This is a genomic window from Streptomyces sp. NPDC096079, from assembly GCF_040303145.1.
In the GTDB taxonomy this organism is placed as follows: Bacteria; Actinomycetota; Actinomycetes; order Streptomycetales; family Streptomycetaceae; genus Streptomyces.
On sequence record NZ_JBEOST010000030.1, the window covers coordinates 32,723 to 46,268 of the forward strand.

Sequence of the window (13,546 nt, forward strand, 5' to 3'; positions counted from 1 at the left end):
CACGGAAGGGGCTGTCGGATCCGCACGCGGATCCGACAGCCCCTTCCCCCTTGCGGTCAGGACCTGTTGACGGCCACCTCGTAGAGCGAGTAGCCCCAGTCCGTGGCCCGCCTCACCCCGTGGACGCGCACGTAACGGGCCGACTGCGAGTCGAACGTCGCCGTGTCGTAGCCGCCGTCACCGGCGTCCGTGGACCACACGTCCCGCCAGGTCGCGCCGTCCTCGGACAGCTCGATCCGGTACGCGCGCGCGTAGGCCCGCTCCCAGTCCAGCGTGACCCGGCCGACCCGGCGCACCGAGCCCAGGTCCACCTGGAGCCACTGGTCGTCCGACCACTCGCTGGCCCAGCGGGTCCCCGTGTCGCCGTCGACGGTGAGACCCGGCGAGAAGTTCACGAAGGGGTTCCACCACTGGGTGGTGGAGGCCGACACCGGCTGCCCGGCCGCCAGGTTCACGCCCGGCTCGTGGTCCTCGGTCTTCTTCCACGTCGTCAGGTACGACTCCGCTCCGTGCGACAGCTCGTCCACGACGCTCGGGCCGCCGGGGGTGAGCCGGATCTGCTCGATCCAGTCCGGCACGAGACCGTTGTGCGCCGCGCCGTCCGTGTTCAGGTCCCAGGTGCGCTGCCCGGTGACCTGACGGTCGATGACCGAGCCCCCGTCGAAGCTGCGGAACGGGTACTTCACGGCGTTCGGCGCGTCGTTGCCGACCGGGCCCGGCCAGCCGCCGACGCCGTTCATGTCCGTGCCGTAGCCGAACCCGGCGCCGTACTTCTTCCGCAGCTCCGCCTTCTGCGAGGCCTCGCCGACGAAGCCCTGGGCGCCGTGCATGTACGAGGCCGCGAAACCGCCGAGCCGGTAGAGCCGCTCGGTCCAGTCCAGGTCCATCCAGCTGTGGCTGGACAGGACGCCCGGGTACTCCTCGGCCTCCAGCATGTCGAGCGCCCGCCCGGCGGCCTTGACGCTCATGTGGTCGAGCTCCAGCATCATCCCGCGCTGGATCATGCCCTTCAGGGCGTACTCCCCGAGCCGTGTGAGACCCCGGGTGTTGCACTTGGCGTCGGAGGCGTACGAGGGGACGCTCACCCCCGCCGGCAGCTTCTCGGCCATCGCGGCCGGGGCGGCGTTCAGGCCGATCGGGTTGTCGTGCTGCGGCCCCGCGCACTTCTCGGTCGCCCAGAAGGTGCCCGTGGAGAGGAACTGGCCGATGTTGACCGCCACGCCCGTCGTGCCGCTGTCGAAGCGGACGCCGCAGAGCGCGTTGTCGAACTTGTGGCAGAGGAACATGCTGCGCACACCGAGTCCGTACAGCTCGTCCAGACCCTTGTCGATGTCGGCCTGGCTGCACTGGGCGACGTCCAGGATCTGCTTGCAGCCGAAGGGCTCCGAGGTCTCCACGCCGAGGACGACGGCGAGCTTGCCGTCCTTGATCACCGAGCGGGCCTGGTCGGCGCTGGTGACGATCCGGAACCAGCCCTTGCCGGGCCCGCCGTACATGCCGTCGATGTAGTCCTGGAGCTCGTAGGTCTTGCGGGCTTCGAGCCGGATCGCGGTCATCTCGTCGCAGCTGCGGTCACGCGGCAGGAGCGAGCAGATCAGTCCGTTGGTCACCAGGTCGTTGACGAGGATCCGCTGGCCGCCGCGCCAGGCGCGCTCGACCCAGGCGTAGTAGTTCTGCTGGTGGCTCAGCGAGTTGTTGGCGGGCCAGTCCTTGAACGTGGGCCAGCCGACCGGGTCGTGCTTGCCGTTGTCACCGCCCGTGAGGTGCTCGAAGAGCGCCCCCGAGCCGTCCGGGTAGTGCTCGGGACAGTCCTTCAGGGCGTCGGCGGCACCCGCCGGCGAGAACGTCGCCCCGCAGATCATCCGGCCGCCGAAGCCCTCGTTGGACATCAGGTGGTTGTGCGCGTCGACGAAGCCGCGCACCTTGCCCTGCGCGTCGGTGCCCTTGAAGGGGGCGCCCGTGACGTTGATCTGGGAGTCGGGTGCGGGCCGAGCGGTGGGTTCCCACCACGAACCGGCGTCGGCCGCGGGGACCGGCCCGGCGCCGAAGACGACGGTGGCCAGGGCGATGAAGAGCGAGACGAGGGCGAACCGCCCGCCCGCTCTGCGCGTTGTTGGTCGATTCATGGTCAGCGAGCCTTCGGTCATGGGGGTGTACCGGGCGTGGGCCGCCGAATGTTTCTTGCGGTAACAGCGGCTCGGCCTGAGGATCGCGAGGAACGCCGAGTGAGTCAAGAGTCCGGGTCAAATGACCTGTTGATGACCTGTCAGCCCCCGATCAGCGTGACCAGCTGTTCGGCCGTCGCGTCGAGCAGCGCCGCGGCGGTCCGCTCGTCGCCCAGCACCAGGTACTGCAGCGTCAGCCCGTCGATCATCGCCGCGAGCAGATGCGCGAGCAGGTTCACGGGCACCTTCGGCTCGACCTCGCACACTGCGCAGACCTGCTCGATCAGGGTGGTCCCCGAGGCGACGTACTGCTCGTACTGGGCCCGCGCCAGGTGCTCGAACCCCTCCTCGCGCAGGGCGTACTGGGTGAGCTCATAGGTCAGCATGTGCTCGGCCGGATGGGCGGTGACGTGCTTCCAGTACGTGCCGAGGGCGCCCCGCACCGTCTCGTGCAGGGTCGTCCTGGGCTCGACCGCCGACATCACGTGGACGACGTAGGTGTCGTTGATCGACTCGATGGCGGCCTCCAGGAGGGCCTGCTTGGAGTCGAAGCAGTAGTGGAAGACGCTCAGTGACACGCCTGCCTCGGCGCAGATCGAGCGGGTGGTGGTCCGGGCCACGCCGTCCCTGGTCATCGCCCTGATCGCCGCCTCGACCAGCTGCCTGCGTCGTTCGGCCGACGGCATCCGCGCCATGGTTCCTCCTCGCGTCCGGCGCACAGGGTAACCGCCGCCTCCGCCCGCGGCGCCGCACGCGATCCCGTCCGGCCGCCGAGGGGGTGCCGTGCCCACCGGGCCGGGCTCGTGCCGCCGTCCGGCTCCGCACGCGGGACGACGACGGCCGGGGTCAGTCCTGTTCGGGCGCTTCCAGTACCGAGCGCAGCGCCGCCACCGCGTGCGCCCGGTGCTCGTCGAGCAGCCGGACGGCGGCCTCCGCGTCGAGCTCGCGGAGGGCGGAGATCACGGCGCGGTGCTCCCGTACCGCCTGCTCCCGGTGCGGGGAGTCCGTGTAGTAGAGCGAGCGGTACGCGTCGGTGGAGTCCCACAGGGTCGTGACGAGGCGGACCAGCCGCGGCATCCCGGACGCCTCGATCAGGGTGAAGTGGAAGAGGCGGTTGGCCACGGCCATGGCGGCCACGTCCGCCGCCTCGGCGGCCCGCTCCACCTCGCGCTGGATCCGTTCGAGCGTGTCGACCGTGTCCTCCGGAAGCCGCCGCACGGCCGCGCGGACCGCCTCGGTCTCCAGCAGCTCCCGGATCCGGTAGATCTCCTCCAGGTCGGCGAGGGAGAGTTCGGCGACGAAGTAGCCCCGGTGGACGTGGTGGACGACGAGGCCCTCGGCCTCCAGGGCCTTGAGCGCCTCCCGGAGCGGCACCCGGCTCACCTCGAACCGCGCCGCCAGGGCCTCCTGCCGGATCGGCCGCCCGGGCCTGAGCTCCCCGCTGGTGATGGCGCGCCGCAGTTCCTCCAGGACGAACTGCTGGGCGGTCTGCGGCCGCCGCTTCTGCACCGCGCTGCTCATCGCCTGTGACCTTCCGTTCCCTCACGTCCCCGCCGGCGGACCCGCCGCCGGTGCCGACCATCTTCCTACGCGTCGCCGTCCTGCGCCGACGGCCCGTGGACGGCTCCGCCGAGCTCCGACCGCACGCCGTCCGTGTGCTCGCCGAGGCGCGGGGGAGCGGCGCGGTAGGAGGGAGGGGTGGCGCCGAGCCGGATCGGGTGGGCGACCTGGCCGGGGCCGGCCGCGGACTCCGGGACGCGCGGGGCGAGCCCGAGCCGGTCGGCGAGGTCGAAGGCGGCGGCCAGGTCGTTGATCGGCCCGCAGGGCACGCCGGCCGCGGTGAGCTCCTCGAACCAGGCGTCGGCGGTACGGGCGCCGAGCGGGGCGGCGAGTGCCGCGACCAGCTCCTCCCGGTGGGCGACCCGGGCGGTGTTGGTGGCGAACCGGGGGTCCCCGGCGAGGTCCGGTCGCCCGAGCCGCCCGCACAGGGTCCTGAACTGCCGGTCGTTGCCCACGGCGAGGACGAGCGGCCGGTCCCGCGCCTCGAACACCTCGTACGGTGCGATGCTCGGGTGCCTGTTGCCCATCGCGCGCGGCACGACCCCGGCGCCCAGATGGGCGGCGGCCTGGTTGGTGAGGGCCGAGAGGAGGGAGCCGAGCAGCGAGACCTCGACGCGCTGTCCCTCCCCGGTGCGTTCCCGGTGCCGCAGGGCGGCGAGGACGCCCATGCCCGCGTGGAGGCCGGTGATGACGTCGACCAGGGCGACCCCGGCCTTGGTGCCCTGCCCGTCCGGTTCGCCCGTCACGCTCATGAGCCCGCCCATGGCCTGGACGAGCAGGTCGTAGCCCGGCAGCCGGGCCCCCTCCTCGGTGCCGAAACCGGTCACCGAGCAGTAGACGAGCCCGGGGTTGTCCGCCCGCACGTCCTCGTATCCCAGGCCGAGCTTCTCCATCGTGCCCGGCCGGAAGTTCTCGACGAGCACGTCCGCGCGGTCCACGATCGCGCGGGCCGTGGCCAGGTCACCCGGGTCGGTGAGGTCCAGCGCGACGGAGCGCTTGTTCCGGTTCACGCCGAGGAAGTAGGTGGCCTCGCCCGCGGCGAACGGCGGGCCCCACGCGCGCGTGTCGTCGCCGGACCCGGGCCGCTCGATCTTGATCACGTCCGCGCCCAGGTCGGCGAGGAGCATCGTCATGTACGGCCCGGCGAGGACCCGGCCGAAGTCGGCGACGACGATTCCGGACAGGGCTCCGGCCTCCGGCGCCGTCCCCGGGGTGTCCGGCCGCTCTGCGCGCATTCCGCTCTCCTCGCTCCCGCCGGCGTACCGGAGACCGGTGGTCCGATCCCGGCCCATGGATTGGATCCAATCGGACCGTACGGCTCGGGTGTCGGAAATTCAATACTGGATCCAATATTCGATCTGGGGCTACGCTTCGGCTCGCCGAGTTGCCACCGCGTTGCCACAGCCGCCAGGAGGCCGTCCGTGAAGTCGCCGTCCACCCCCGTCCACCCCTTCGACCTGCTCGCCGTCGACGGACTCCTCACCGACGAGGAGCGGGAGATCCGGAACACCGTGCGCGCCGTCGCCGACCGCGAGCTGCGGCCGCACGTCGCCGGCTGGTTCGAGAAGGGCGAGATCCCCGCCCGTGAGCTCGCCCGCACCCTCGGCGGCACCGGCGTGCTCGGCATGCACCTGGAGGGCTACGGCTGCGCGGGCACCAACTCCGTCGCGTACGGCCTCGCCTGCCTGGAGCTGGAGGCCGTCGACTCCGGACTGCGCTCCCTCGTCTCCGTGCAGGGCTCCCTCGCGATGTACGCGATCTGGAAGTACGGCTCCGAGGAGCAGAAGCAGCGGTGGCTGCCGAAGATGGCGGCCGGCGAGTACATCGGCTGCTTCGGCCTCACCGAGCCCGACGCCGGATCGGACCCGGGTGCCATGCGCACCCACGCCAAGAGGGACGGCTCCGACTGGGTGCTCAACGGCACCAAGATGTGGATCACCAACGGATCGGTCGCCGACGTGGCCGTCGTCTGGGCCCGCACCGAGGACGGCGTCCGCGGCTTCCTCGTCCCGGCCGGCACCCCCGGCTTCAGCGCCCCCGAGATCAGGATGAAGCTCTCGCTGCGGGCGAGCGTCACCAGCGAACTCGTCCTCGACGACGTGCGCCTCCCCGCCGACGCGATGCTCCCGGAGGCCCGTGGCCTCTCCGGCCCGCTCGGCTGCCTCAACGAGGCCCGCTTCGGCATCGTCTTCGGCGCCCTCGGCGCCGCCCGCGACTGCCTGGAGACCGCGATCTCCTACGCCAGGGACCGGGTCGTCTTCGCCCGCTCCCTCGCCTCCTACCAGCTGACCCAGCAGAAGCTCGCCGACATGGCCGTCGAGCTCGGCAAGGGCATGCTCCTCGCCCTCCACCTCGGCCGCCTCAAGGACGCGGGCGCGCTCACCCCCGAGCAGGTCAGCGTGGGCAAGCTGAACAACGTCCGCGAGGCGATCGCGATCGCCCGCGAGTGCCGCACCATCCTGGGCGCCAACGGCATCACCCTGGAGTACCCGGTGCTGCGCCACGCCAACAACCTGGAGTCGGTGCTCACCTACGAGGGCACGAGCGAGGTCCACTCCCTGGTCATCGGCAAGGCGCTCACCGGCGAGCAGGCCTTCCGCTGAACGCGGCGGGCCGGGCCGGGACGACCGGGCCGCGCCGGCCGGGCCGAGGCCGCGCCCAGGCCGTCAGCCCCCCGTCACCCGGTCGACGAACGCGTCCAGGTTGCCCGTCAGCCGGGCGACCTGCTCGTCGAGGGTGAGGGACTCCTCGTGGCGCCGGTGGCGCAGCTTCGGCTGCCGCCGGCCCCGGACGTACAGGGAACAGGCGAGGTCCGCGCAGAGGTAGATCCCGACCGTGTTCCCCTCGCGGCCGCGGCTGCCCGCCAGCGGCGCCACCAGGAGCGTGACGCCCGAGGAGGCGTGCGCGGTCAGACAGACCTGGCACATGCTCGACTTCACGGCGCTGGTCCGGCCGGTGGCGGGGACCCGCAGGCTCACACCGAGCGGCCCTTCCTCGCGCGGCACGACCAGGTGCGCCCGCAGCGGCGCTCCCGGGTCGACCCAGCCCAGGAAGTCCAGGTCCTCCCAGGGGAGTTCGGCGAAGTCGAGGGGCAGCCTGAGGCGAGCCGCCTCGCCCTTGGTGCAGTTCACGAAGGACGAGCGGATCTGTTTGTCGGTCAGAGGTTCCACCCGGTGGACCGTACACGGACCGGCGCGGGCCGGGCACCCGAATAAGGGCCGCCCCGGCTCCTCAGGCCACCCAGTCCGGCAGCGCCGGATCGGCGAAGTGGCCCGGGGCGCCGTCCAGGGCCGCCGCGAGCCGCTCCGCCGCCGCCTCGTACACGTCCACGGGCGCGGTGAACGGGATCCGCAGCCGGTGCTCGTGCGTGCCGGGGTCCACCCCGAACCGGGCGCCGCCCTCCACCCGTACCCCGTGCCGCAGCGCACGGGCCGCGAGGGACGAGGCCACCGGACGGCCCAGGTCGATCCAGAGGCACATCCCGCCCGGCGGCACCGTCCACCGCCACTCGGGCACATGGCGGGCGAGCGCCTCGGTCAGCGCGGTCCGCCGCAGCCGCAGCCCGTCGAGGCGCTGCGGCAGGATCGCGTCGAGGCGGTCCATCAGGGCGACGGCCACCAGCTGGTCGAGTACGGAACCGGCCAGGTCGGCGGTGATCCGGACCCGGGCCAGCTCGGTCACCACGCGGGACGCGGCCCGCACCCAGCCGACCCGCAGGCCACCCCAGCAGCTCTTGCTCAGCGAGCCGACGGAGACGATCTGCTCGCCGTCGCCCCCGCCGGCCGTCGCCGCGAACGGCACCGGCGCGGGCACGTCCAGCGCCATGTCCGTCAGCGTCTCGTCGACCACCAGCCAGGTCCCGGTGGCCCGCGCGGACCGCGCGACCTCCCGGCGCTGCTCGGACGGCATGAGCCGCCCGGTCGGGTTGTGGAAGTCCGGGATCAGATAGGCCAGGCGCGGCGCGGTCTGCCGCAGCGCCGCGTCGATCAGCCCGGTGTCCCAGCCCGCCTCGGTCACCGGCACCGGGGTGATCCGGAGCAGGCGCCCGCGCATCGCGTCGAGGGCGTTGGTGTACGAGGGGTTCTCGGCGAGCACCCGGTCGCCCGCCCGGCCGAGCAGGGTCAGCACCAGCGAGACGGCCTGCTGCGCTCCGGTGGTGACGAGGATCTGCTCCGGGAGGGTCGGCAGGCCCCTGGCCGTGTAGCGGTCGGCGATCGCGGCGCGCAGCGCGGGCAGTCCGTACGGGTGGTAGCCCTGCGATCCGGCATAGCGCGGCAGTTCGGCCGCGGCCACCGCCAGGGCGGCCGACAGCTCCTCCTCCGGTGCGGGCGGCGCGGCGAGCGCCAGGTCGATGGTGCCGCCGGAGTCGTCCTGGAAGGCGCCGAGGACGGTCGGCGCCTGCCCGTCCGGCAGCGCGGTCCAGGTGCCGGCGCCGCGCCTGCTGTGCGCGTAACCGCTCTCCCGGAGCAGGTCGTACGCCCCCGTCACGGTGGTCCGGCTCACCATGAGGACCGCGGAGAGCTCCCGCTCGGCCGGCAGCCGCAGGCGAAGCGCCACCCGGCCGTCGAGCAGCGCCTCCCGCACGGCCCGCGCCAGCTCCCGGTAGCCGAAACGGCCCTCCGGGGGAGGGGTGAGGAGCGATGCGAGCTGGCGACCCGTCAGGGTCCGGTCCGCTGTGTGGACCACACGTGCCACTGCCATGCCAATCACTCCTCATTGGCTCTGCTGTCCGGGCCAATAAGACTACAGACTCCTCTCCAGTGGCCTGGTGGCCATGGTCCTCAGGGAAAGGAGACGACCGATGTCCGGACACTTCACCGACCGGGACGAGCGGATGTGGCAGCGGCGAGCGGAGGAGCGGGCGGCCCGGCCCCTTCCGGTCGGCGCCTGGCTCCGGGCCCTGCCGGTCGGCGCCCGGCTCCGCGCCCTGCGCCCGAGGACGACGCGCCCCCAGGAGCGCCGCACCGCGACGCCGAGGCCCCGCGCCCACGCCGGCGAACCGGCGTGACCGGCCCGCACCCGCGCGGCGACGGCCGGATCGTCGTCGGAGTGACCGGTTCGCTCGCCTCGCTCGCCGCCCTGCGGTACGCGACCGCCCTCGCCCGCCGCGACGGCACACCGCTCCTGGCGGTGCTGGTCTGGGAACCCCCGGAGGGCGAGGGGCTCTTCGCCCGGATGCCCGACCGTGCCTGGGCGCGCCTCTGGGGCGACGACGCCCGGCGGCGCCTGGAGGACGCGCTCGTCGACGGCCTCGGCGGCGTCCCCGCGGGCCTCGCCTTCGAGGGCCGGGTCGTCCGGGGCGCCCCGGCGGCCGCGCTGTGCGCGGCGGCCGACCGCCCCGGCGACCTGCTCGTCCTCGGCTCGGCGCCGGGCCGGGGCCGCCTCGCCCGGCCGCGCCGCCGCCCGGTGCTGCGCGGGGTCCTGCGCCGCGCCTCCGGCCCGGTCCTGACCGTGCCGGGTCCGGCCCTGTTCCCGGGCGAGGCCCGCGTCCTGCGACGCCACGCCCGCGTCCGCGCACCGGACGGCCGGACCGGTGCGGGAGTACGGGACGGGCGCGCCGCGGGACCCGGTCCGGCGGGCGGGGCCGGACCGTCGCCGGGCCGCGCCTGAGGGCCGCCGGACGACGGCGGCCCCGGGGCGGCCTCCGCGCCGCGGGCGTCATCCGGAGCGTCGGTGGGGGCGGGTGTCGACGGGGGTCGGGCGGTGAGCCCGCTTCATCCGGAGCGTCGGTACCGGCGGGCACCCACGGGGGTCGGGCGGTGAGCCCGCTTCATCCGGAGCGTCGGTACCGGCGGGCACCCACGGGGGTCGGGGGGCGACCCCGCGTCACCCGGAGCCCCGGTACGCGCGGGCGCCGAAGGAGGCCGGGCGGTGAGCCGCGGCCTCCCGGCCCGCAAGCGGACCCCCGTCGCCGGCACTAGCGTGGGCAGGGTGACGAGCAGTCGGATGCCCACCCCCGCGCGGTCCCCCGCGACCCCGGCCGGGCGCTACGCGCGTGTCGTCCTCCAGGCCCTGGCCGCCGTCGCGGCCGGGTTCGCCGCGATGGGTGTCGTCGCCGTGCTCGGGCTCTGGGCCGCGGGCGCCGCCGACCTGCCCGGCGGCTTCGGCGCCGTCCTCGCAGCGGTCGTCGTCATGGCCGCGGGCGGCAAGGTCGAACTCTCCGGAGACGCGGGCGCCCTCGCCGGAACGCAGGGCGAACTGACCGCCATGCCGCTCACCGTCACCCTGGTGGGCGCACTGGTCACCGGCTTCTGCTTCCTGCGCCCCCTGCGCCACCACGCGGTGACCGCCGCCCGTGAACTCCTGCTCCGCGCGGCCGCCGTCGTCGTGCTCTGGCTGGCCGCCCTCGCCGGCCTCTCGGCCTTCGCCCGCCACGACTTCCCCCTCACCCTCGGCGGCGACTCCGGGGACCCCCTCATGGACCTGTTCGGCGACCTCCTGGACGCCGTGAACCCGACCGTCGGCTTCCGCACCGACCTCGGGCCCACGCTCTTCTACGGGCTCCTGTGGATCCTCGGCGTCCTCGTCATCGCGCTCCTCGTCTCCCGCAGGACCCCGCTGCCGTCCCGGCTCGTCCGCCACCAGGAGGCCGTCCGGCCCGCCGCCTTCGCGATGCTCCTGCTGCTCCTCGCGTACGTCGTCGTGGGCCTGGTCATCGGGATCGTCGTGGCGGCGACGAAGGGCCACCCCGCGGACACCTTCGCCGTCCTCCTCCTGGGCCTCCCCAACGTCACCTGGCTCGCCCTCGGCGTGGGCATCGGCGGCTCCTGGGAAGGCAGGGTGGACGGTCCCTTCGGCCTGCCCATGCCACAGATCCTCGACGCCGTCCTGCGCGGCGACGGCGACAGCTCCGGCCTCTCGACCGTGGACCTGTCCTCGCTCGCCGCCCAGGACGCGCGCGCGTGGTGGCTGCTGCCCGTCGCCGGCGTCCTGGTGCTCGGCGCGGCCTTCCTCGCCGCCGTCCGCTCCCCGGCCCGGATGCCGGTCGGGCGGCACGCCCTTCACCTGGGCGTCGCCTTCGCCCTCACGATGCTCGTCGCCGCCCCGGTCACCCTCGTCGACGCCCACTTCGGCCTCTCCGTCCTCGGCATCGGCGACCTCGACTCCCTCGGCGGTGAGGTCGTGCTCCGTCCGCACGTCTGGAAGACGACCGGCTTCGCCCTCCTCTGGGGCCTGGTCCTCGGCTTCCTCGGCGGCCTCCTCGCCACCCGGGTCCGCCGCAGGGGCGAGGTCGAGTAGCCGGGCAGGACAGGGCGCGGGCCCGGGACGGACCACGGGGCGAGATCCGGGGCGGGATGCCCCGGCCGTCCGGGAAGGCGGCGCCGGTAAGGTGGGCGTCCGCCGCGCGAGCGGCCCGAGCGAGGAGGATCCACCCGTGCCGAAAGGTGTCACCAGGCGGCGGCCCCGCACCCGCGCGGCGCTCCTGAAGGCGGCCCTGGAGACCTTCGCCGAGCACGGCTTCCACGCGACGACCATCGAGCAGATCTGCGAGCGCGCCGGCTACACGCGGGGCGCGTACTACTCGAACTTCGCCAGCAAGGAAGAGCTCTTCCTCGCCCTCTTCGACGAGCACAGCGAGCGGACCGTACGGCGCCTCGCCGAGGCCATCGACGCGCTGACCCCCGAGGAGTACACCCTCACCCGGCTCGCGGAGCTCGCCGCGCGCGTCGAGCCGGACGAGCGGGAGTGGTACCTCGTCACCACCGAGTTCACCCTGCACGCCATCCGCGACCCGCAGGCCGCCTGGGTGCTCGCCCGCCACGACGAGCGGCTGCGGGCCGAGATCGCCCGCGGCCTCACGCTGGTGCTGCGCAGGGCCGGACGCGAGCTGACCGTGGAGGCCGACCGGTTCGCCCGCCTCCTGATCGCCCTGCGCGAGGGCGGTCTCGCGCAGAGCTACGTGGAACCGGCCGAGCTGCCGCCCGGCACCCTGGAACGGCAGTTCCTCGCCCCGCTCCTGGAGGCGACGACCCGCGAGATCCCCGGCCGGGGGCCCGCCGGTCAGTCGAACAGGTCCGGGTCGGACGCGGTGATCTGATCCCACAGCGGGCGCGCCTGGAACCAGCCGGCCAGGTGCCCGCCGATCTGCCCCCGGGTGAGCAGCGCCGTCTCGCGGTCGATGAGCTGCGGGGTGCCCGCCGCCATCGCGAGGAGCTGCGCCTGGCAGGAGCGCTCCATGGTGACGAACCACCACACGGCCTCGGCGACGGAGTGGCCGACGGTGAGCAGCCCGTGGTTCTTGAGGATGACCGCCTTGTACGCGCCGAGAGCCTTCGCGACCCGCTCGCCCTCCTCGGTCTCGTTGACCACGCCCCGGTAGTCGTCGTAGATCCCGTGGTCCTCGAAGAACGCGCAGGCGTCCTGCGTGATCGGGTCGAGCGGGACGCCGAGGCTGGAGAAGGCCTTGCCGTGCAGGGAGTGCGAGTGCGCGGCGGCGACCGCGTCGGGGCGGGCCGCGTGCACCCGCGAGTGGATGACGAACGCGGCCCGGTTCACCGGCCTGCGACCTTCGAGGACGTTCCCCTCGTGGTTCACCAGGATCAGGTCCGAGGCCTTGATCTGCGTGAAGCTCATCCCGAACGGGTTGACCCAGAAGGCGTTCGGGTCGCCCGGGTCGCGGACGGTGATGTGTCCGGCGACGCCCTCCGAGAAGCCGAACCTGCCGAAGATCCGGAAGCCCGCGGCGAGCTGTTCCTTGCGGTGGCGGCGCTCCTCCTCGACGGTCGCGAAGGTGGGCGGCAGCGGCACGATCGCGCCCTCGGGCAGCGGTCCGACGGCGGCGGCGATGGCGGGCGGCACGGTGCTCATGACGGCTCCTCGGTGAGCGTGGGGCGCGGGCGGGACGCACGGCGCGCCAAAAGATACAGAGATGTATCCGATACGACAACGGATCACACGGCGGGCGCCCCGAAGCGGGCCAGGCAGTGCCAGACCCGCTTCACGTCCAGCGGGTCGTACCGCCCCGACGCGGACGCCTCCTGGACGATCCGGGGGTCCAGGAGCCCGTCGACGGCGATCCGGGCCGCGAGCTCCACGTACGCGGGCCCCCGGAACGACGGGTGTCGCCGCAGCTCGTCGACGGAGACGCGGAACCCCCCGTGCCACTCCACGGCGCACGGCAGCCGCCGCGCCGCCTCCTCCACCTCCGTGCCCCGGTGGCTCGGATCCAGGACGAGTGCCTCCACGTCCCGCCCGATCACGACCAGGCCGTGGACCTGTGCCTCGATGGAGTCGTCGAGCGCATCCTGGGCGTCGGCCTCGGCGAGGGCGATCAGCCCCATCCGGGAGGCGACGCCGAAGTCGGCCGGCTCCAGGAAGCTGTCCGGGTAGCAGAAGGTCGCGCGGTCCAGGGCGGCGGCCGAGAGCCGCAGATGGGCGGAGCCGAAGCGGGGGGCGGCGCCGAAGGGGCGGCGGCGGAAGTCCAGGGCGCCGTAGACCGGACGGGCCTCCGCCGGTGCCTCGTCGTAGGCCCCGCCGAAGATGCGGCTCTCCCAGCGCCAACGGTCCCCGCCCGGGCGGGCGGTGAGGCCGCCGTTGCCGGTGCCGGTGACGAACTGGGAGCGGTAGACCCCCTCGTCCGCGAGCCGGTCGAGGAAGTGCGGGTGGAAGTTGAGCGTGACCCGCAGGGCCGGGTCGAGCGGGGCGCCGGTGGAGCGGTCGGCCACATGGGCGAGGGCGGCCCGGGCATGAGCGTGCAGGGGCGTCATCGGAGCAGTGTGGCGCAGGGCCGGGGCTTGCGGCCCGGGGTTTTGGGTGGCTACGGTCCCCCGGAGGGGAAAGCGCTTTCCCCTGCCGCTCGGCCCGTCCCGTACCGTCCCTGG

Annotated in this window: 13 protein-coding genes; 5 read left to right on the forward strand and 8 right to left on the reverse strand. The window is 73.8% G+C overall.

What is annotated here, in order from left to right; translation table 11 throughout:
* Positions 1-56: 56 nt before the first annotated feature.
* The 4 genes from ABTY59_RS34590 to ABTY59_RS34605 form a co-directional block, all read right to left on the reverse strand.
* Entirely contained in the window at positions 57-2,126 is a 2,070-nt protein-coding gene (locus tag ABTY59_RS34590; protein ID WP_352023094.1) for a galactose-binding domain-containing protein, read from the reverse strand.
* A 140-nt stretch (positions 2,127-2,266) separates the two neighbouring features.
* Positions 2,267-2,860: a TetR/AcrR family transcriptional regulator gene (locus ABTY59_RS34595; RefSeq protein ID WP_352023095.1), complete on the reverse strand. Its 594-nt coding sequence runs from the start codon at positions 2,858-2,860 to the stop codon at positions 2,267-2,269.
* Positions 2,861-3,011: 151 nt separating this feature from the next.
* On the reverse strand, positions 3,012-3,686 hold the full coding sequence (locus tag ABTY59_RS34600; protein WP_352023096.1) for a GntR family transcriptional regulator: 675 nt from the start codon (positions 3,684-3,686) through the stop codon (positions 3,012-3,014).
* Positions 3,687-3,751: 65 nt separating this feature from the next.
* A complete protein-coding gene (locus ABTY59_RS34605) occupies positions 3,752-4,960 on the reverse strand; it encodes a CaiB/BaiF CoA transferase family protein (RefSeq protein WP_352023097.1) in 1,209 nt (402 codons plus the stop codon).
* Positions 4,961-5,146: 186 nt separating this feature from the next.
* On the opposite strand from ABTY59_RS34605, the gene ABTY59_RS34610 reads away from it, so the two are divergent.
* Complete coding sequence (locus ABTY59_RS34610) at positions 5,147-6,328, forward strand: acyl-CoA dehydrogenase family protein (protein WP_352023098.1); 1,182 nt, start codon at positions 5,147-5,149, stop codon at positions 6,326-6,328.
* A 63-nt stretch (positions 6,329-6,391) separates the two neighbouring features.
* Here ABTY59_RS34610 and ABTY59_RS34615 read toward each other — a convergent pair whose 3' ends face one another.
* Together ABTY59_RS34615 and yczR are read right to left on the reverse strand one after the other, a co-directional pair.
* Positions 6,392-6,895, reverse strand: coding sequence for an FBP domain-containing protein (locus tag ABTY59_RS34615; protein WP_352023099.1), 504 nt, complete (start codon positions 6,893-6,895; stop codon positions 6,392-6,394).
* Between the two features lie 61 nt (positions 6,896-6,956).
* Positions 6,957-8,426 carry a MocR-like transcription factor YczR gene (gene yczR, locus ABTY59_RS34620; protein ID WP_352023100.1) on the reverse strand — a complete coding sequence of 490 codons (1,470 nt, stop codon included), beginning with the start codon at positions 8,424-8,426 and terminating at the stop codon, positions 6,957-6,959.
* 100 nt (positions 8,427-8,526) lie between these two features.
* On the opposite strand from yczR, the gene ABTY59_RS34625 reads away from it, so the two are divergent.
* From ABTY59_RS34625 to ABTY59_RS34640, 4 genes are all read left to right on the forward strand, one after another.
* Complete coding sequence (locus tag ABTY59_RS34625) at positions 8,527-8,733, forward strand: hypothetical protein (protein WP_352023101.1); 207 nt, start codon at positions 8,527-8,529, stop codon at positions 8,731-8,733.
* Complete coding sequence (locus ABTY59_RS34630) at positions 8,730-9,335, forward strand: universal stress protein (RefSeq protein ID WP_352023102.1); 606 nt, start codon at positions 8,730-8,732, stop codon at positions 9,333-9,335. The genes ABTY59_RS34625 and ABTY59_RS34630 overlap by 4 nt, the downstream gene beginning before the upstream one ends.
* Before the next feature lie 336 nt (positions 9,336-9,671).
* Positions 9,672-10,964: a streptophobe family protein gene (locus ABTY59_RS34635; protein ID WP_352023123.1), complete on the forward strand. Its 1,293-nt coding sequence runs from the start codon at positions 9,672-9,674 to the stop codon at positions 10,962-10,964.
* 136 nt (positions 10,965-11,100) lie between these two features.
* Positions 11,101-11,763, forward strand: a complete 663-nt coding sequence (locus tag ABTY59_RS34640; protein ID WP_352023103.1) for a TetR/AcrR family transcriptional regulator — start codon at positions 11,101-11,103, stop codon at positions 11,761-11,763.
* Here the strand turns inward: ABTY59_RS34640 and ABTY59_RS34645 are convergent.
* Together ABTY59_RS34645 and ABTY59_RS34650 are read right to left on the reverse strand one after the other, a co-directional pair.
* Positions 11,727-12,533: a class II aldolase/adducin family protein gene (locus tag ABTY59_RS34645; protein ID WP_352023104.1), complete on the reverse strand. Its 807-nt coding sequence runs from the start codon at positions 12,531-12,533 to the stop codon at positions 11,727-11,729. The genes ABTY59_RS34640 and ABTY59_RS34645 overlap by 37 nt on opposite strands.
* 83 nt (positions 12,534-12,616) lie before the next feature.
* A complete protein-coding gene (locus tag ABTY59_RS34650; RefSeq protein WP_352023105.1) occupies positions 12,617-13,432 on the reverse strand; it encodes a DUF3626 domain-containing protein in 816 nt (271 codons plus the stop codon).
* Positions 13,433-13,546: the final 114 nt, after the last annotated feature.

Excerpts from the sequence above, each read along its gene's own strand:
- ABTY59_RS34625 (WP_352023101.1), top strand. The coding sequence starts at position 8,527 with ATGTCCGGACACTTCACCGACCGGGACGAGCGGATGTGGCAGCGGCGA.
- ABTY59_RS34650 (WP_352023105.1), bottom strand. The coding sequence starts at position 13,432 with ATGACGCCCCTGCACGCTCATGCCCGGGCCGCCCTCGCCCATGTGGCC.
- ABTY59_RS34645 (WP_352023104.1), bottom strand. The coding sequence starts at position 12,533 with ATGAGCACCGTGCCGCCCGCCATCGCCGCCGCCGTCGGACCGCTGCCC.
- yczR (WP_352023100.1), bottom strand. The coding sequence starts at position 8,426 with ATGGCAGTGGCACGTGTGGTCCACACAGCGGACCGGACCCTGACGGGT.
- ABTY59_RS34605 (WP_352023097.1), bottom strand. The coding sequence starts at position 4,960 with ATGCGCGCAGAGCGGCCGGACACCCCGGGGACGGCGCCGGAGGCCGGA.
- ABTY59_RS34590 (WP_352023094.1), bottom strand. The coding sequence starts at position 2,126 with ATGAATCGACCAACAACGCGCAGAGCGGGCGGGCGGTTCGCCCTCGTC.
- ABTY59_RS34600 (WP_352023096.1), bottom strand. The coding sequence starts at position 3,686 with ATGAGCAGCGCGGTGCAGAAGCGGCGGCCGCAGACCGCCCAGCAGTTC.
- ABTY59_RS34595 (WP_352023095.1), bottom strand. The coding sequence starts at position 2,860 with ATGGCGCGGATGCCGTCGGCCGAACGACGCAGGCAGCTGGTCGAGGCG.
- ABTY59_RS34635 (WP_352023123.1), top strand. The coding sequence starts at position 9,672 with ATGCCCACCCCCGCGCGGTCCCCCGCGACCCCGGCCGGGCGCTACGCG.